This is a genomic window from Chroococcidiopsis cubana SAG 39.79, assembly GCF_003991895.1.
GTDB classification, from domain to species: domain Bacteria; phylum Cyanobacteriota; class Cyanobacteriia; order Cyanobacteriales; family Chroococcidiopsidaceae; genus Chroococcidiopsis; species Chroococcidiopsis thermalis.
In genome coordinates, this window is record NZ_RSCK01000009.1 from 119,430 (window position 1) to 137,125 (window position 17,696).

At 45.1% G+C, this 17,696-nt stretch carries 15 protein-coding genes and 2 tRNA genes; 10 read left to right on the top strand and 7 right to left on the bottom strand.

Going from position 1 to position 17,696, the window contains the following annotated elements; translation table 11 throughout:
* The first annotated feature begins 15 nt into the window (after window positions 1-15).
* The 4 genes from DSM107010_RS08530 to DSM107010_RS08545 all read left to right on the top strand — a co-directional run bounded on the left by DSM107010_RS08530 (window position 16) and on the right by DSM107010_RS08545 (window position 3,652).
* Window positions 16-97, top strand: a tRNA-Tyr gene (locus tag DSM107010_RS08530).
* A gap of 22 nt (window positions 98-119) precedes the next feature.
* Window positions 120-191: transfer RNA gene (locus DSM107010_RS08535), tRNA-Thr, on the top strand.
* 160 nt (window positions 192-351) lie between these two features.
* Window positions 352-1,482: a tyrosine-type recombinase/integrase gene (locus DSM107010_RS08540; protein ID WP_199755447.1), complete on the top strand. Its 1,131-nt coding sequence runs from the start codon at window positions 352-354 to the stop codon at window positions 1,480-1,482.
* A 610-nt stretch (window positions 1,483-2,092) separates the two neighbouring features.
* On the top strand, window positions 2,093-3,652 hold the full coding sequence (locus DSM107010_RS08545) for a metallophosphoesterase family protein (protein WP_106165917.1): 1,560 nt from the start codon (window positions 2,093-2,095) through the stop codon (window positions 3,650-3,652).
* A gap of 91 nt (window positions 3,653-3,743) precedes the next feature.
* On the opposite strand, the gene DSM107010_RS08550 is transcribed toward DSM107010_RS08545, so the two are convergent.
* From DSM107010_RS08550 to DSM107010_RS08560, 3 genes are all read right to left on the bottom strand, one after another.
* Window positions 3,744-4,694, bottom strand: a complete 951-nt coding sequence (locus DSM107010_RS08550) for an alpha-E domain-containing protein (protein ID WP_015155556.1) — start codon at window positions 4,692-4,694, stop codon at window positions 3,744-3,746.
* 86 nt (window positions 4,695-4,780) lie between these two features.
* Window positions 4,781-6,214, bottom strand: a complete 1,434-nt coding sequence (locus DSM107010_RS08555) for a circularly permuted type 2 ATP-grasp protein (RefSeq protein ID WP_127022763.1) — start codon at window positions 6,212-6,214, stop codon at window positions 4,781-4,783.
* Window positions 6,215-6,442: 228 nt separating this feature from the next.
* On the bottom strand, window positions 6,443-6,823 hold the full coding sequence (locus DSM107010_RS08560) for a DUF1636 family protein (protein ID WP_015155558.1): 381 nt from the start codon (window positions 6,821-6,823) through the stop codon (window positions 6,443-6,445).
* Window positions 6,824-6,895: 72 nt separating this feature from the next.
* Between DSM107010_RS08560 and DSM107010_RS08565 the strand changes: the two genes are divergently transcribed.
* Window positions 6,896-7,120 carry a hypothetical protein gene (locus DSM107010_RS08565; protein ID WP_015155559.1) on the top strand — a complete coding sequence of 75 codons (225 nt, stop codon included), beginning with the start codon at window positions 6,896-6,898 and terminating at the stop codon, window positions 7,118-7,120.
* A 397-nt stretch (window positions 7,121-7,517) separates the two neighbouring features.
* Here the strand turns inward: DSM107010_RS08565 and DSM107010_RS08570 are convergent, their stop codons facing one another.
* The 3 genes from DSM107010_RS08570 to DSM107010_RS08580 all read right to left on the bottom strand — a co-directional run bounded on the left by DSM107010_RS08570 (window position 7,518) and on the right by DSM107010_RS08580 (window position 11,333).
* On the bottom strand, window positions 7,518-9,560 hold the full coding sequence (locus DSM107010_RS08570) for a primary-amine oxidase (protein WP_106165915.1): 2,043 nt from the start codon (window positions 9,558-9,560) through the stop codon (window positions 7,518-7,520).
* Between the two features lie 36 nt (window positions 9,561-9,596).
* On the bottom strand, window positions 9,597-10,751 hold the full coding sequence (locus DSM107010_RS08575; RefSeq protein WP_241994159.1) for an LbetaH domain-containing protein: 1,155 nt from the start codon (window positions 10,749-10,751) through the stop codon (window positions 9,597-9,599).
* Window positions 10,752-11,099: 348 nt separating this feature from the next.
* Window positions 11,100-11,333, bottom strand: a complete 234-nt coding sequence (locus DSM107010_RS08580) for a hypothetical protein (protein ID WP_127022766.1) — start codon at window positions 11,331-11,333, stop codon at window positions 11,100-11,102.
* A gap of 90 nt (window positions 11,334-11,423) precedes the next feature.
* On the opposite strand from DSM107010_RS08580, the gene DSM107010_RS08585 reads away from it, so the two are divergent.
* The 5 genes from DSM107010_RS08585 to DSM107010_RS08605 all read left to right on the top strand — a co-directional run bounded on the left by DSM107010_RS08585 (window position 11,424) and on the right by DSM107010_RS08605 (window position 15,972).
* Window positions 11,424-13,055, top strand: coding sequence for an alpha-D-glucose phosphate-specific phosphoglucomutase (locus tag DSM107010_RS08585; protein WP_106165926.1), 1,632 nt, complete (start codon window positions 11,424-11,426; stop codon window positions 13,053-13,055).
* 87 nt (window positions 13,056-13,142) lie between these two features.
* A complete protein-coding gene (locus tag DSM107010_RS08590; protein WP_106165914.1) occupies window positions 13,143-13,451 on the top strand; it encodes a hypothetical protein in 309 nt (102 codons plus the stop codon).
* A gap of 279 nt (window positions 13,452-13,730) precedes the next feature.
* Window positions 13,731-14,987, top strand: coding sequence for a 5'-methylthioadenosine/S-adenosylhomocysteine nucleosidase family protein (locus DSM107010_RS08595; protein ID WP_106165913.1), 1,257 nt, complete (start codon window positions 13,731-13,733; stop codon window positions 14,985-14,987).
* A gap of 97 nt (window positions 14,988-15,084) precedes the next feature.
* Complete coding sequence (locus tag DSM107010_RS08600) at window positions 15,085-15,273, top strand: hypothetical protein (protein WP_106165912.1); 189 nt, start codon at window positions 15,085-15,087, stop codon at window positions 15,271-15,273.
* 288 nt (window positions 15,274-15,561) lie between these two features.
* Complete coding sequence (locus DSM107010_RS08605) at window positions 15,562-15,972, top strand: hypothetical protein (RefSeq protein ID WP_015155566.1); 411 nt, start codon at window positions 15,562-15,564, stop codon at window positions 15,970-15,972.
* Here the strand turns inward: DSM107010_RS08605 and DSM107010_RS08610 are convergent.
* Window positions 15,956-17,368, bottom strand: a complete 1,413-nt coding sequence (locus tag DSM107010_RS08610) for a HEAT repeat domain-containing protein (RefSeq protein ID WP_127022769.1) — start codon at window positions 17,366-17,368, stop codon at window positions 15,956-15,958. The genes DSM107010_RS08605 and DSM107010_RS08610 overlap by 17 nt on opposite strands.
* Between the last annotated feature and the right edge of the window lie 328 nt (window positions 17,369-17,696).

Sequence of the window (17,696 nt, forward strand, 5' to 3'; positions counted from 1 at the left end):
ATCGGTGGATTCAATGGGTCGATGCCCGAGCGGTTAATGGGGGCGGACTGTAAATCCGTTGGCTATGCCTACGCTGGTTCAAATCCAGCTCGGCCCATATCCACAAAAAGAATAAATTTGCCCGTGTAGCTCAGTGGTAGAGCACACCCTTGGTAAGGGTGAGGTCATGAGTTCAATCCTCATCACGGGCTTTAGTCAAAACCCTCTATTGGAGAGGGTTTTCGCGTTTGTGAGGAGCTGTAGCATCCCTAGTTCATTCTCAATAAGGGTGCTAGTTTGGGGCATTTTAGGTCTTGTTTATATCAAAAATTGAGATAACAATGAGATACAAAATTTAGATGTATTGCCCTTATGTCAAGCATTAGGAATGCTGTCGAGAAGACGAGCGAACTCCCACACTTATCTCAATCGTTATCTCAATCGCAATCTCAACAAAGAAGGAAAGCACCCAAGGGGACGGTTTCAGTCCAGGTGTTCAAAGACAGGCTGCGTTTGTGTTGGAGCTACTACGGCAAACGTTACTTTTTGTATGTTGGGTTGCCCGATAGCAAGATTAATCGAGTGGTTGCCGAACAAAAAGCCAGACAAATAGAAGGCGACATGGCGACTGGTAACTTCGATCCAAGCTTAAGGAAATATAAACCGGAGTACCAACAACATCAAAGTATTAGCGTTACCAAGCTGTTTGAACGCTTCATGGAACAAAAAGCTAAAGATGTCACACCTAAAACAATGGAGAAGTATCGAGCTACCCTTGTCTATCTAAAATGCTTTTTTAAGGATGTAGCCGCCGAATCAGTTACTAGCTCTAACTCTGAAGGCTTTGCTCGGCATCTAAATGACGAAGGTTTAGCACCAAACCAATGCAAGCGGAGGTTAGAAGAATTAAAGGCTTGTTGGAATTGGGCGATCGCCAAAAATGCGATCGCGTCTAACAACCCCTGGACTGAAGTTGCTAAGCGGATCAAAGTACCACCGAAGCAGAAACCCAAGCCGTTTAGCAAAGAGGAAATTAAGGCGATCGTCCAGGCGTTTAGGACAGACCATTATTACTCGCATTACACCGACTATGTCGAGTTCTTGTTTGGTACGGGAGTCCGAACTGGGGAGGCGATTGGACTGCGATGGAAGCACCTCACAGATGACTGTTCCATTGTCTGGATTGGTGAAATTCTGAGCCGAGGCAATCGTAGACCTACCAAAAGTAATAAGGATAGAACTATCAACCTCACTCCTAAACTACAGAAAATGCTACTAGCGCGTAGACCTGCAAACCCAGATCCAGAAGGTTTAGTTTTCGTCTCTCCTCCAGGTAAAGCTATAGAAGACCAGAACTTTAGAACTCGCGCTTGGAAGAAAATACTATCCCACTTACAGATTGACTATCGCAAGCCATACACAACTCGCCACACCTTGGTCAGCCATGCTTTGGATTCAGGGATGAATCCTGTCAATGTTGCTCAGCTAACAGGACATACATAACGTTAAGACACTGTACGAAAACTATGCGGGAAACGTTAATAGTCGTCCCCTGTTACCGGAGCTATAGGAATGAGCGATCGCATAATACCAATTTACTCTTTGACTACGACAAAAGAGATCCCCCTAACCCCCCTTATCAAGGGGGGCTAGGGGGGATCTTCTATAGCATAGTTTTAGTGAAATGGTATAAGGTATTAAGAATTTCCTCTCTACCAAATTTATAGGGGTTGCCTCGCAAAACCCACACTAATTCGCACAGTACAATGTTGGCGATAAAGCACAGTTGCCTGCTTTCTATTACCTCACAAGCTTGTTGCCACTGGCTTTCGTCATCCCGTGTTAGCGAAGCAAGACATTCATATCAAGTCCAATCACTCGTACCCAGGTGCGATCGCTTGCTCCATTTCCTCGATCGTTGCTGCTTTCATTCCCTCACGATGCAGAATTCCCGACAACGCATTGGCAGGAACATTTAAGGGGATAACTTTTACCTGTCCGTCAGCATCAATGACCTCAATTTACCAAATTCCCATATTGATAGATGCCCTATAACTAGACCTACAATTACGATTATTGTGGTTTGCAGTTGAGCATCTAGAGGTAAGTAGCCTTGAAACTCGTGTCCGATCCCGCGATCGCTGACAAAATTAGCAGAATGAAGGAACGAGTCCGGTGGCAAGATCCTGTCATTCAACGACGAGGAATTGACCAAACTCGGCTAGTGCTGGAAGACTATCGAGCGGACGATCCAGAGTTTTCGTTTTTAGTTATCGGCGATACTGGCACTGGTTCGCACCGATATAATAATCCCCAACGCGAGGTAGCTGGACTATTGCAGCCGCATCTTGCCGACAGTAGTTTTATGCTACATACGGGCGATGTCATTTATCTAGTTGGATCGAGCGAGTTTTATCTGGATAATTTCATCAAGCCTTATCGAGAGTTTTTAGTCGGTGGCGAAAATCCCAAAGCGATCGCCTACGACCAAATGACTTTTAGCCGACCCATCCTCCCGGTTCTGGGAAATCACGATTATTACAATTTGCCATTATTATTTGGCGCAATCTCTTTGACGACATTACCCGTGCGCCGTCTGCTTAAATTTAGAAGAGACTTTGATGTAGGTTGGCACGGATCGAAACAGGGTGATGCTTATGCACGAGCATTTTTAGATTATCTCAAAGCGTTGAGACTACCTGGCGAATTAGATAATCACTTAAATAGACACTACACGGCGAAAACAGATACGGGTTATTGCTTGCGCTACGAACCCGGGCATTTCACGCGCTTGCCCAATCGTTACTATACTTTTCGCTATGGCGGAATTGATTTCTTTGCTTTAGATTCCAACACGTTTAACGACCCGATCCCACTATCAACCACCCCAGAGGGAGAAGCACGTCGTCAGCAGTTAATACAGCGCCGCGATCGCCTAGAACAAGAAAAGCTACAAATTCTTGACGCATCGGATAAACTGAATCCCGACGATCCCGACGATGCAGAACAACTAGACGATTTGCAAGTCAAACTGTCGCAGATTGAGGAAATTATTGTCGATATCGAAAAGCAATTAGCTATTAACAAAGCAGTTGTCACCGACACCGAACAACTCGATTGGTTGCAACAGCGATTAATTGAATCGTGGCATACAGATGAGGTACGGGGTAGGGTGCTGTACTTCCATCATCCCCCTTACGTGACTGAGGCGACAAAATGGCATCAAGCGCAAACTTTAGCAGTGCGCGATCGCTTGCGTAACGTCCTCAACGGAGTCGCTGAGGCTGTGGGTTCTCTTCCCCAAGGTCGTCCAATTGTCGATCTAGTTTTAAACGGTCACGCCCACTGTTTAGAATACCTAAAAACTATGGACACGGGACACGCTGACTCCAATATCAATTGGATTGTTTGTGGTGGAAGCGGTTACAGCTTGCGCCGCCAGCGCCAAGAGGGGACAGATCTAATGGAAGGAGAGGCGGAAGAAAGGTTAGTAGCGCGATCGCATCTGTTTGTCGGTCGCAACGGTTATGCTACCGAAAAACGTCGCCCCTACACTTGTTTGCGAATTGACGTACAAGATGGTTGTCCTCCCAAATTTGTCATCCGTCCTTTTGTTACCGAACGATATCAAAAGCAGTGGCACAGATACGCGATCGATCCTTTTACGATTTGAATAGTATTGGTAATGGCGAGAAGTGAGGAGCGAGGCGATCGCGCTTGCCGAGGTTTATACCAAAAATTCAACTCTACGACTCACTACGCGCTTAAACAGGATCGACCGCTACAAAAGTCGTAAAAATCTTGTCACCCACATCGTTAATTTGATGCTGAATGCGATCGAGAAATTCATGCAGTCCAATATTGACAATTTCCTCAATTGTGATGTATTCCAATTCCGATCGCGATCGACCGAGGGCGCGTTCGGCGGGATTTTGCCAAGTACCGATGGGAGTTCCAGTAATTTGATGTAGCGATTGCTCTGCTTGGAGTAAGCAAAATTGAATCGAACGAGGAAATTCGCGGTTGAGAATCAAAAATTCCGCTACAGCTGTAGGCGCAATGCGATGTCGTCCCCATTTACGATACATCTCGTAAGCACTCGCAGATTTTAGCAATGCTATCCATTGCAACTGGTCTAGAGTCGTCCCCACATCTTTAGCTGAAGGTAGCAAAATATAGTATTTTACATCTAAAATTCGAGCAGTTTTATCAGCTCGTTCTAACAAACGTCCAATTTGTCCGAAATGCCAACCTTCATTGTGCGTCATGGTTGCATTCATCACCCCAGCAAACAAGTGACTGGCTAGCTTGACTTCAGCAAAAAAATTCGACCATTCAGGAACGGTATGAGATTGAGCCGCTTCCTTGACTAGGAAATAAAATGCATTTACCCGTTCCCACATTTCCGAGGAAATAATTTCACGGATCGATCGCGCGTTCTCTCTAGCAGCAAACAAGCAAGAAGCGATCGAATTAGAATATTCGCGATCGAACGTTAAGAACTGAATCACATTTTCTGCTGTCGCTTCACCGTAGCGTTCTTGAAATAATGATAAATCTCCTGTAGTTAAAATCAAAGGTTTCCACTGCTGCGCTTCTCCAGTAGGAGCATCCAACAATAGAGTTAAATTAACATCAATAAAACGGGCAACATTTTCTGCCCTTTCTACATAGCGGTTTAACCAGTAAATTGAATCAGCAACTCTGCTTAGCATAATCGGTTATCAGTTATCAGTTATCAGCGATCGGTGGCTAGTAGCTGAATTCTTCATCTAGCCACTAGCCACCAGCCACTATCCACTCATTTACATACCACCCAAGTATCTTTACTCCCTCCACCTTGGGAGGAGTTGACTACTAGAGAACCTCTTCTGAGGGCAACGCGGGTTAGTCCACCTGGATTGACGTAAATTTCTTTGCCGTAGAGGATATACGGTCGCAAGTCTACGTGACAGCCTTCAAATTGGTCTTCTAGAATGGTTGGCACGCGAGACAAACACAAAGTTGGTTGGGCAATGTAGTTGCGCGGACTAGCCTTAATTTTTTCGGCAAATTCTTGGCGTTGTTCTGGGGTGGCAGAAGAACCAATGAGCATTCCGTAGCCACCAGATTCATTCGCTGCTTTGACAACTAACTTATCGAGATTTGCCAAAACATGAGCCTGTTGATTAGGTTCCCAACAGAGGTATGTAGGAACGTTAGATAAAATCGGTTCTTCGCCCAAATAGTAGCGGATCATCGCTGGAACGTATGCATAGATGACTTTATCATCAGCTACACCAGTTCCTAGTGCGTTAGCCAGCCCCACTCTACCCGCACGATAGACTTCCATCAGTCCAGGTACGCCTAATAAAGAATCGGGGCGAAATGCTAAAGGATCGATAAAATCGTCGTCAATCCGGCGATAAACGGCATCAACGCGCTTTAAGCCTTTGGTAGTCCGCATTTGTAGGTAGCCATCCGCCACTACCAAATCTCGTCCTTCTACCAACTCCACACCCATCTGCTGTGCCAAGAAGGAATGCTCGAAGTAAGCTGAGTTATAAATTCCTGGTGTTAAAACAACTACCGTTGGATCGTAGAGTTGAGGAGGAGCCAGGTTGAGTAGGGTTTCTAGTAAATGACTGGGATATTCCTCAACGGGCTGAATTGTCATCGACTCAAAGACTTTGGGAAAAGTGCTTTTCATGACGCGACGATTTTCCAGCACGTAAGAAACGCCAGAAGGACAGCGCATGTTATCTTCTAGCACGTACCAACGACCATCGCGATCGCGCACTAGGTCTGTTCCGGTAATATGACACCAGATCCCACCAGGCGGTTTTAGTCCAATACAAGGCTTTAAAAATCCCGTAGCCGATTCGATTAACTCGCTCGGAATCACGCTATCTCTGATAATTTTCTGCTCGTTATAAATATCGTTGATAAACAAGTTCAGGGCAAAGATCCGTTGCTTCAGTCCCTTTTCTAGAGACTGCCATTCTTCGGCTGAGACAATGCGAGGAATGATGTCAAAGGGAAAAATCCTTTCTGTACCTTCACCCTCACTGTAGACATTAAAGGTGACTCCCATGTTCATCAAAGCAATTTGCGCTGCTTGATGTCGCCGTTGTAATTCTCCAGCTGGTAGAGAATTAATTCTTTCTAGCAGTGGAATTGCCTCCGCACGAGGTTTGTCTTTAGTGACGAATAGCTCGTCGTAAAAGTCTCCTGGTTCGTAATTGTCGAATCGCACAATAGAAAGGGTAGGGGTAAGGGGGAAAGTCGTAAGTCGTAAGTCAGAAGTTCTTCCGACTTGCTACTTTTTAGCGATCGCAGTTTGTCTGTCGTCAATATTGAATTACCTTACCAAATAGAATATCGATCGCATTTCAACTGTAGTTTTGACTACAAAATCAATTGTTAATTTGTAAATGAGGGGTAGGTAGTGGCGCTTTGGCTGGGGTGAAACCAGCCTGAGAATTCAACTACTCATGGGCGGAACTCGCGCCACAATACCTTTTTTCAGTGGTTCCGGTCGCTCCGACCAAGGCAGCAGACCGTCGTTCTTAGCATGATACTTGCTAGCGCACTCGAGTATGGCAGCAGCGCTATCTTCAGCTGGTAGTGTCCCAAATACGTAAGTACACTTTCCTGCTGCCGCAAACGTCACAACGCAGGGAGAGTTACACGCACTCATGCACTCCACCGCTTGTAAAGAAAATTCTGGTGCGAGTTGCCACTCTTCATAAAGTTGGGTTAAGCGATCGAACAAGATTTGACCACCACTCACTCCCACTCGTTTACCGTCCTGCCAAGTACTGGCGCAGGTTGTACAGACAAATACAGTGTGTTTCTCGTTCATAAATGTTGCAAAACTTAATAAAGTTTGTTAAGTTTATTTAAGACAAAGTAACAAATAGACAAAAACAACCTCATGACACGCTCTGGATATATTACTTCACCTGGCGAAGGCGAAAAGCTCAACAATTTCGCAGTCGAACCCAAAATGTATGTAGATGAGACCCCTCGCATTGGTTTTACCGAGTACGCAGAACTACTCAACGGGCGTTTAGCAGCAATTGGTTTTGTGGCTTTGATTGCAATGGAAGTATTGACTGGTCACGGCATCTTTGGGTATTTAGCTGGTTTAGGACAGTAGATATTAGAGCCTGCATTGCGATCTGATGGAGAATAAGAGTCGTAGAGGCGGGTGCGCGCAAACAAATTCACAACCTCAGCAGTAAACCAGGACTCAAAACCCGCCCGTACAGGAGTCGGGAGTGAGAAAGAATCTTCATTCCTGGTTGTGAATTCCATTCATGATGTTCTCTTGTGCGCATTCAAACTCCATCTGCGTTCTATAAGTATTAAATTTTTTAAAATCTAGCGCTTTTGCAAGAACTCTGTTGTTGGTAGTTGATAGTAAATTGTCATCAACTATGAGCCATTAACTATAGCAATCCTATTTGATTCATGGTGGAGCAAGCTTCTAGCCTGCCACAGGCTAGAAGCCTACTATTACAAATCATTTAGAACTGCTATGTCAACAGTTCTAATTAGGAAGAGTGATTGATGGGCGTTGATTCTGGTAGGTTAATAGCAGGATTGCGCGTGAAGAACCCTACGGGCATCAACTTAAAACCAGCATGGTGAACGGGCATAACAGGCCAGTCTTCAGGGCGAGGAACGTGGGTAGTACCGAACGTGTACCAAGCTACCAAGTCTTGACCTATAAGCGGTTCATTATCCGCAACAAGGGTAGGTAAGCCCTGTTGGGAGTTGCTTTGGTTGGGATATTCTCCTCCAGCGTGGAGTTCTTTAGGTTTATACTTAGTCACCCAGAAATGGTGAGTAGCGAAGCCCGCGCGATCGCGAATTGTTGCGTCTTGGCGGGGAAAAAAGACTGTATTTCCAGACGGCATGAGCATATAACTCGTGGGTGCGCCGAGTTGATTTTTGCGAGTCGTACTGGCGATCGCCCATTCTCTGTTTTCCGTCATATTCAAATCCCGAACGGCGCTTTCCTCTGATGTTAAGGGTACGTGTTTGGTAACAAATGCATTCCCGTGAGGATTATTTGCACTGATAGGTAGGGATTGAACCGTCATTTCCATCGGCATGTTTGCTTCGCCGTCTACATCTAGATCTAAGCGAAAGTTAAAAAAGTGCTGGTGGTTGACACCGACAATATTTTTGGCGATTAACTTGCCGTAGCTATCTCGACTTGCAGTGGTGACGGAATCCGATCCTTGGGCTAAAACAAGTCCGTGCAAGTCAGTCCGCACGTCTAACGATCCGTCTTGGTGAAAGATCCAGTTGATGGCATAGTCGTAATTACCAATTGTTGCTGTCGTTGTGACAATGAGCTGGCGATCGCGTCGGACATCCTTGCGTTCGGATCTATAATCGTAGTGCTTCCACAACACGCCATTATCTTTTTCATAGATCCCGACAACATCAGGCATGGCATAAGGTTTGCCTTGCGAGTCTGCTAGCACTGCATCTAGCAATACCCCATTTTCAGGAACTTCTTTGCCTAGTTCCTGAGTATTAGTTAGCGTACCGAAATTGTATTCTCCGACATCAAAGGCATTGCGAAACGACCACTGCGGATTGGGATCGCCATAGGGAACGACCATTTCAGATAGGCTGGCACGATACATAACTGGACGAAATTCGCGACCGTCTTCATGCTGCACTTGGTAAAGGATCAAGCCATCCCGTGGATGCATCATGTAGCGGAATTTCCACCCCTGCCAACTCACTTCATTACCACTGAGTTTGAAGGTGTGACCGTTTGGTTGCAGGATTTTTAGTAACTTGGCTGCCGTTCTTAGGGGACTGAGCGATCGCCGATCGTAGTCCCAATTTTCCTTGGAGAGAGCTACGACACCCGTATCGCTAAAACTAGCCAGTTTTTTCGCATTGAGATCGACAGTTGCAACGACTCCCTCTATTGGCGTGCCGTAATAGTTCCAGCGATCGCCTTTGAAGTAAGATAACGTGCGACACAGACGCGCCCCACTTGACTTTTCTGCTTCAGTCACCAGCCCTACTGCCCAGCCTTCAACGACAACTTGTTTGAAGTCAGTAATGCCTCGCTTCCTCATGGCTGCTTGCCAGCGCGGATCGGCTTTAGTGACTGCCGCTGCTATTTCATATTCTGGTTCCATGATGGCTGGCTGCACGCCAGGAATCTCTTGCCAGGATGATAAAACCGCAGCTTTAGCTTTAGTTTTAGGTTTTAAAGTTACAACAGCTTCGTAGGTTTTGTTTTGAGAGCGATCGTAAACCACGGCAAAAACTTCTCGTTTGAAGGGTTGTCCTGGCTTGAAATTCAAGACTTCTGTTTTATCTGGTTCATTCAGAGCAACGATGGGAAAGTGAATTTCCTGTTGGGGCATTTTTTGTTTAATGAGTGCAACGGCTGCTGTAATCTCTTGTGCCGTTAATGAATCGAGTGGATGAGTAGGGGTGACTATTCGAGCTAGAGAGATTTGAATCGAACTGATGGCGATCGCGACTACGATAAACATGGCTATAGATAACCAAAATTGCTTTCGCCGCTTCGAGAATAACTGGGAAAGAATTTGCAACATAGGAAGACTTCTGCGCTGTCAGATTTGTAGCCTTGGCTATCGCACTAAGGCATCTGCTTGCTTTTGGGTGGTAATAATAGCGCGATCGGGAACTTTTACGCCGTTTTGCAGCGTTACGCCCACCACTATAGCCTCGCTGCCGATTGTCACGTCATTACCAACTTTAGAACGAAATAATACAGTATCATCTCCAATTGTGAGATTATCGCCAACTTCGAGAGGTCCGTGAAAAACGATGTTATCGCTCGTATCTAAGTTTTTACCAATATGGATGCTCGTACCTTTGAGCGCATGAAACGTGACTCGATCCTCAATTTGGGCATTCTCCCCAATGATAATTGGCGTGCCTTCATCAGCACGAATTGAAGTTCGCTGTCCCACGGTGCTATTATTGCCAAGCCTGACATCTCCAACGATGCGAGCAAACTCATCGAGTTTTACATTCTGACCGATCGTGGGTTTGACTGGTTTCGGATTCCAAGATGTTTTTGGTGCTGTACTAACACCCGTTACGGCATCAAATCCTGCTTCTTCGTATAGGTGGCTGTAGTTTTCAGCAAACTCGGCATTGACTTCTAATACTTCTTCTTGAAACTTAGAATTAGCTTCCGTTTTGAGTGGGAGAGCATCAGCCTGCGCTTGAGTCGTAATAACTGCCCCGATTGGTACTAAACGGTTTTTGCCAATCCGCACGTTCGACAGAATCGCACCATGTAGTACAAAAGCACCGTCTTCTAGCACTACGTTGCGCAAGCGAGTATGAAAACCGATAAAGGTGAAGTTGCCAATTTGTGAATTCTCAATATTTGCCTGATGAGCAATACTCACTCGTTCGCCAGTACTACTTGATTTTGCCGCACAAGCACTTGGAGGAGCCGTATTTCTACGGAGGGCTAGAAATAAAATATTGTCTTGAAAATTAGTCCGATCGCCAATACAAATGCGAGTGTCGGGCTCCGCTCGGATGATAGTGTTACTAGCAATAAAAACTTTTCGCCCAATTAAAACATCACCAAAAAACTCATCCAACGGACTAATAAAGCTAGAATTAACTACGATTTTAAATGGTTCAAATAAACTGGTCGAACCCTGAGAATGAATGTTAACAACAATCGTATTTAGTGTAAAAATAATAATAATCAGACCGAGGAACACGAAAAGCTTCAACCTACTTTTAGCATTCTTTAACATAGATTATTTACCAAAAGTCATGGCAAGTTGTGTATTTAGAAGCTTAACTTGAAGTTTTAAGGTTGAATAGTTCGCCATAATAATAATACAAGATGCGATTTATCAAGATCACAACTTTTGTCTGTACTTACGTCTCTAATCGTGAAATTGAAAGCGGGACAACAGCACATTGTTTTTCTGAATTGAACGCTTGCTTGGCAGGTTTTTAATTTGTAAACTCGTTTAGTAGAAGTAGGTTGAAAAAAATGACCTGCATTTGCCAACTCAACAACTAAAGCATTAGGCAATTCAGTGCGAAAAAGCTCGATAAATTATGATTTTGGAGGTAATGCAAAACCTTTCATACCTTCAGCGATCGCGATCGGCTTTTGCCTCATAGCTGCGAAGCGCGAAGCATGAGCGTAGCGATCGCCTCTGCACCTTCCTCTCAGCTTTCATCGCACCACGCAATTCACTGCTCGATCGCTCGTGCGCTCCCTGATAACTGACTTGAGAGTGATGGCAAGGGAGGATGGTAATGTGAGAATAGCGCCAGACATTCTGATATTTCAAGCAAAGTGTCACAGTGCTAAGTGCAATCACGAATATAGATCGAAAGTTCAAAGTAGCGCGATCGCCCTTTTTGAGAAGTTTACAGTTGCAAACGCTCGGTCAGGAACAATAACCTATTCCATGAATATCCTTGAAGTCTCCACTACTCCCTTTACCGACCAGAAGCCAGGTACTTCTGGTTTGCGAAAAGCGGTCAAAGTGTTTCAGCAACCCCACTATTTAGAAAACTTCGTCCAATCCATCTTCGATAGTCTCGAAGGTTGTCAGGGACAAACTTTAGCTTTGGGTGGTGACGGTCGTTACTACAACAGAAAAGCGATCCAAATTATTTTGAAAATGGCTGCTGCGAATGGTTTTAGCCGAATTAAGGTCGGTCATCGCGGCATTCTCTCTACTCCTGCGACTTCCTGTATTATTCGCCAATACAAAACCCTGGGTGGAATTATTCTCTCTGCCAGCCACAACCCAGGTGGGGTAGATGGGGACTTTGGCGTAAAATACAACACTGGCAACGGTGGACCCGCACCGGAAAAGGTGACTGAGGCAATCTATGCCCGTAGTAAAACAATCGATCGCTACAAAATTCTGGATGCACCAGATATCGATTTAGACACGTTAGGCGAGTCTCGGTTGGGAGAGATGACGGTTGAAGTTATCGACTCAGTTCAAGACTACCAAAAACTGATGGAGTCGCTATTTGATTTCGATCGCATTCGTCAATTTCTCACCTCTGGTAAACGCATCTGCATTGATTCCATGCACGCAGTCACGGGTCCCTATGCCCGGGCAATTTTCGAGCAAAGCTTGGGCGCACCGCAAGGTACGGTAGTCAACGGTACGCCTTTAGAAGATTTTGGCGGCGGACACCCAGACCCGAATTTAGTCTATGCCCACGATCTCGTAGAAATTCTGTTTGGAGATAATGCGCCTGACTTTGGTGCTGCTTCCGATGGAGATGGCGATCGCAATATGATCTTGGGCAAACATTTCTTCGTCACCCCTAGCGATAGTTTAGCAGTGCTGACAGCCAACGCTAAGTTAGTCCCTGGTTATGCTTCAGGACTTGCTGGAGTCGCAAGATCTATGCCCACAAGTCAAGCGGCGGATCGCGTAGCGGCTAAATTGGGAATTGATTGTTACGAAACTCCGACGGGATGGAAGTTTTTCGGCAATCTCCTCGATGCAGGCAAAGCCACCCTGTGCGGGGAAGAAAGTTTTGGTACGGGTTCCAACCACATTCGCGAAAAAGATGGGCTGTGGGCGGTGTTATTTTGGTTGAATATCCTTGCCGTGCGCCAACAATCGGTAGAACACATCGTGCGCGAACACTGGCAGACATACGGACGCAATTATTACTCGCGCCACGACTATGAAGGAGTAGATAGCGATCGCGCCAATACCTTAATGGAAAAGCTGCGTTCTGTCGCCCCCACACTCAAAGGTAAGCGTTACGGACAATATGAAGTCGAATATGGAGACGATTTCAGCTACACCGACCCGATTGATGGTAGTATCAGCAGCAAACAAGGTGTGCGGATTGGTTTTGTTGACGGTTCTCGGATCGTCTTCCGCCTTTCCGGTACAGGAACCCAAGGAGCAACATTACGGGTTTACTTTGAAAGTTATGAAGGTGACTCTAGCAAACAAGATCTAGAGGTACAACAAGCGCTAGCCGAACCAATTGCGATCGCCCAGGAAGTTGCTCAAATTCGCGAACATACTGAAATGTCGAAACCAACTGTGATTACTTAATCAGTTATCAGTAGTCAGTTATCAGTTATCGTAAGCCGTAAGTGTTTTTTTACTTACGACTTACGACTTATTACTTACCCCTGTGTTATGGCAAAAACTCTGGGAGAACAGCTTTTAGCAGTGACTGTGCAACGCTCTCACCATGCAGGAACTCGTTCTAATTGCTGTAGTGTTTGTGGGAAACCCTTAAGTGGCGATCGAACTTCTAGCGATCGCCAAGTTGTAACTGAATCAGATTCAAGTCAAATACTCGTTTTTGGGCTAACTGTACTCATCGGTTTACCCATGCTTTGTGGTGGACTGTATCTACTCGGAAGTACGCTAGCAGATCTGCAAACTAAAGGGAGTCGCGCGAATCCGGCGATCGTCAATCGTTGCAACGTTCCCGCGCGCTAGCACTGATTATGCGATCGAATAGGTATCAAAATCTGTTTCTTGACTCCGGACTCCCCTGTACGGGCGCACATGTAGGGGCACACCGCTGTGCGCCCCTACCGACTCCCGCTTTTTACAGCAAGCACTGACAAATAAGTCAACTTTTCTATAGTTTCACGACAAAATACAATGTTTGATTCTAACTAATAGTTAAGTTGCAAATACTACCATTTTGCGTGGTTGCCAATACTACTATCCTAATGACCTAGCGTTACAACAAGAGGGTAGGAGAGCAAAACCATGAAATTTAGCAAGAATACAACTATTAGCAGATTGCGTTGGTGGCAACTGCCTGTTTTGCTCTCTTTTGCGTCTCAGTTACCCGTCAGCACCACTCAAGCCGCACCGATTCAAGGGGAGTGTAAAGCTAATACTGATACAGTTCCCAGAATTGCTCTCGTTTCGGCATTTTCTGGTGAGGCAGATCGATTTATTGATGAAATGCGTTTGAATGACGGTCAAAATAAATTCGATGGCTGTCTAAATATTAACGGACATCGCTTTAGTAAGGGAAAATTGCGCGGTAAGAATGTCGTTGTCGTGCTGACTAATATTAGTATTGTCAACGCTACAATGGTGACGCAATTAACGCTAGACAAATTTAACGTCTCGAAAGTGATTTTTAGCGGGATCGCTGGTGGAGTTGGTGGGGTTGGGGCAAACGACGACGACCCTAATACCCCGAACGAGACACCCATCGGTTCGGTGACGATCCCCAAACGGTGGGCTTTCCCCCAAGAGACGTATTTCAATAACACGGCAGAAATTGTACCGTGTGCTTTCTCACCTGGACTTCAGCTCAATCACGTCTTGCAAGACCCCTTAGAGGAAGCTAAGACTTGCAATTTTTTACTAGGACAAGCATCAGAACCAGGGCAAGCTAACCCAGCAGGAATCTTTCAACCAGATGCTAAGAATGCTTTTTTACGCAATACAAATGTCAGTTCCGATCGCGCACCACAATTTTATTTCAACCAGAACAACGAACAAATCATCCGTCAAGTTCCATTCCCAGGTGCATCTGTAAATCCAGAGACAGATCAGGACTTAAAATTTTGGTTTACGGTGGATGAGGCAATGTTTAAAAAAGCAAGTCAGCTGGAAGTTAAGTTATTGGATTGTCCTCAAGTTGACCAGGCGGGAAATTGCGCTACTACGCCGATCGATCCACCACCTCAACTGATCGTCGGTCAAAATGGGGTCGCCGGACCTACATTTGTTGACAACGCCCAATATCGTAGATTTCTAGCGACAACTCTCAATTTTGACGAACAAGGCAACCGTAACGCTGAAACGGATGTATTAGTTGTCGATATGGAAACCACCGCATCGGCAATGGTAGCCTATTCTAATAACGTCCCTTTTATTGCCGTCAGAAGCGTTTCCGATTTAGCGGGTGGTGGCGAAGAGGCAGCAGCAACGCAAATCGGCACATTTTTTGCGATCGCGGCGGAAAATCAAGCACGGGTTGTCTTTGCTCTCCTCGAAAAGCTGTGAGCGATCGGTTGGCAACAACCTCGTTTGATATGACAAATGGTAGCCAACGCAGTATATATTGACTTCGTGCTACCTGTAATACCGGAGGGTTAGATTTATGTCTGCTCATGATGCTAATGCGCCTGCCCATCCTACAGACCCAACCATGTTGGATAAAGGATTGACTAAACGCGAATACATTGCCGCGATCGCCCTAGCCGCAACTGATGCTAGTGCAACAGCCCCAGAACGAGCCAAGCAAGCTGTTGAGTTGACAGATGCTCTGTTTAAGGCACTGCATGGTTAATTCATAATTCGTAATTCGTAATTATTACTTTGTCATTGTTGTTTTAGTTGCGAATTGCGAAGAATTAAGCGTTAATTAGTACCAACTACTTTATTTCTTCCGAGCTTTGTTTTATAATACCTATATTACAATGGTAATATTTGCAATTTTTAAAAATCTGAATATGTTTCCATTATGAGATAGATAGTAACAAAAACTTCGCACAAAATCAAGTAGCTTACCTACTGATGAAATAGAACTACCATAGCAATTTCTATAATTAGAGAAGGATAGCTACTCAGTAAAACAATGGAACGTGGTTTGATTTGGTTGCCACTGCTAGGATTATTTTTTTGGTTAGCTTGGCAGGGAAGAAACGAATTTCAAAAAGTAGAAGCCTACCAAAATTGGGCAAAACAATTTGAAAAGTCAAAATACGATATTTATGCGGTTTTGGGGCAGAATGGGAACGAATTAACTTGGGGAAAACCAACACGCACGGGACCCATTGACCTGAAAACTTTTTCTTTAGATCGGGTACAAGAAATTCACTTACTAGTAGAGGAAAAACCAGTAGCGTTGGAGACACCACCAAATAAAGGGAAAGCGATCGCGCTAGAATTTATCATGCAAGATTCACAAGATACCGTGCGGATTCCCTTTACAGAGATCCCGATTGCTGTAGAGTGGGGTAAATATTTACTTAAAAAGAAGAATTAAGATCCCATTCTCGCAAAGCGATCGCCACTCCCTGTTGTAGTTGCGGTGAAATGTTAGCATCAGCAGCAAGTTGAGTTAACTGCTGATAGGCAGCAGTAGAATTTAACTGTTTGAGAGCAGCGATCGCGTGCAATTTGACGGCAAGATCTGAGTCTGCTAGTAATTGAATTAGCGATGGAATTGCTTGCATTTCACCCAATTGACCTAAAGACAAAGCGATCGCTTGCTTGAGTTTGGCATGTTGTGCTGCTAAGCGATTGGTACGCAGCAATTCGAGTAAAATCTCTGCTGCTTGTGGCTTTAAACTTAACTGTTCGACTCGTCCTAAAGCATGAATTGTTTCTTGCCAAATTGCGATTGAAGTTATTGGCTCGAAAACTTGCCGTAAATATTCCAGACTAGCTGAGGTTGCAATTCTGCCTAGAGCTAAGACAATTTCTATCTGTAAAGCGCTCGGCGTATGGGGAGACTGCAAGACTCGGAACAAACCTGTTGCAGCTCGATCCGTTCCTAATCTACCTAAACCGTTTGCAGCAGCTAGACAAACATCTATGCTGAAGTCATGCAATCTCAGCAGCAAGAGATCGACTAAATTCAATTCTTCACGTAAATCGGGGCGAAAACTCAAGCCAGTAACGGCTTCTTTTCTCACTTTTGCCCTCAAATCGCTTAAAGCTTCAATTAAAATGGGGGGAATTTTAGGATCGTGAAAGCTACTCAAAGCTTCGATCGCGATCGCTCTAATTTCCACATCTGAGTCTCGCACAACGCTGAGTAGAGGCTCGATTGTTTCTTTAGTACGAATATAGGCAAGCGATCGCGTAGCTAGCGCTCTGGTATTCTCTCGCTCTAACAACTTTGTAATTGCAGATACAGCATTCGAGCCAATTTCTGCTAAAGCTGCGGCTGCTATTCCCTGTTCTTCTGGATTTGCTGATGTTTGCAACAACTCTACCAAAGCGGCGATCGCTTCTGGATCGTCAAAAGTCCCCAAACTCCGCACGGCAAACCAGCGCAATTCTTCATCCGCATCTTCATCTGCCAAAATCTCCAATAAAGATGCGATCGCCTCTCGTCCGAATTTAGGCAGTAACTTTGCCACATCCCACCGTTGATGAAAATCTCCCCACGTCAAAATATCGATTGCCCATGTTAGGGGAGACGGTAGGGGCGCACTGCTGTGCGCCCGTACAGAGGAGTCGGGAGTCGGCGAGAAGAGAGCTGGGGAAGCTGAGGAAGCTGAGGAAGCTGAGGGAGAAAATTCACTTCCGAATTCCGACTTCCGACTTCCAACTTCCGCCATAAGTTGCTGAAGGCATTGGAGTAGCAACGCCCAGTTAGAAGCAGCGTGGGCGAGTTGTGCCTGTTCTAACAAATTAGCAGTTTGTAAATTCACGGTTAAATTACTGCGATTTGAATTAGATAATTGTCAGGGAGCAGGGAAGAGAGCTGAGGGAGCAACTACCAATTACCAATTACCAATTACCAACTACCAATTTCCCACACCCCGTTCGCCGATCGCTAACAACTGATAACTGATTTCAGTCTGACCTAATTGAGACATGCTACATCCGTCTTTGTACCGATTTCTATGTCATATCTGCATAGAAATGATGCAAAAAGTTCAATAAAAGCAATGATTTGTTACTTAAGTTACGAATTGGTAGGAAAAATCCGCGTAAGTTAGTTTTTAACGAGCAAGCAACACGGGTTGGCACTCGATC

What these genes read in the sequence shown, in the direction of transcription:
- DSM107010_RS08540 (WP_199755447.1), top strand. Translation starts at nt 352, where the DNA reads ATGTCAAGCATTAGGAATGCTGTCGAGAAGACGAGCGAACTCCCACAC.
- DSM107010_RS08550 (WP_015155556.1), bottom strand. Translation starts at nt 4,694, where the DNA reads ATGCTAAGCAGAGTTGCTGATTCAATTTACTGGTTAAACCGCTATGTA.
- DSM107010_RS08560 (WP_015155558.1), bottom strand. Translation starts at nt 6,823, where the DNA reads ATGAACGAGAAACACACTGTATTTGTCTGTACAACCTGCGCCAGTACT.
- DSM107010_RS08565 (WP_015155559.1), top strand. Translation starts at nt 6,896, where the DNA reads ATGACACGCTCTGGATATATTACTTCACCTGGCGAAGGCGAAAAGCTC.
- DSM107010_RS08570 (WP_106165915.1), bottom strand. Translation starts at nt 9,560, where the DNA reads ATGTTGCAAATTCTTTCCCAGTTATTCTCGAAGCGGCGAAAGCAATTT.
- DSM107010_RS08575 (WP_241994159.1), bottom strand. Translation starts at nt 10,751, where the DNA reads ATGTTAAAGAATGCTAAAAGTAGGTTGAAGCTTTTCGTGTTCCTCGGT.
- DSM107010_RS08585 (WP_106165926.1), top strand. Translation starts at nt 11,424, where the DNA reads ATGAATATCCTTGAAGTCTCCACTACTCCCTTTACCGACCAGAAGCCA.
- DSM107010_RS08590 (WP_106165914.1), top strand. Translation starts at nt 13,143, where the DNA reads ATGGCAAAAACTCTGGGAGAACAGCTTTTAGCAGTGACTGTGCAACGC.
- DSM107010_RS08595 (WP_106165913.1), top strand. Translation starts at nt 13,731, where the DNA reads ATGAAATTTAGCAAGAATACAACTATTAGCAGATTGCGTTGGTGGCAA.
- DSM107010_RS08600 (WP_106165912.1), top strand. Translation starts at nt 15,085, where the DNA reads ATGTCTGCTCATGATGCTAATGCGCCTGCCCATCCTACAGACCCAACC.
- DSM107010_RS08605 (WP_015155566.1), top strand. Translation starts at nt 15,562, where the DNA reads ATGGAACGTGGTTTGATTTGGTTGCCACTGCTAGGATTATTTTTTTGG.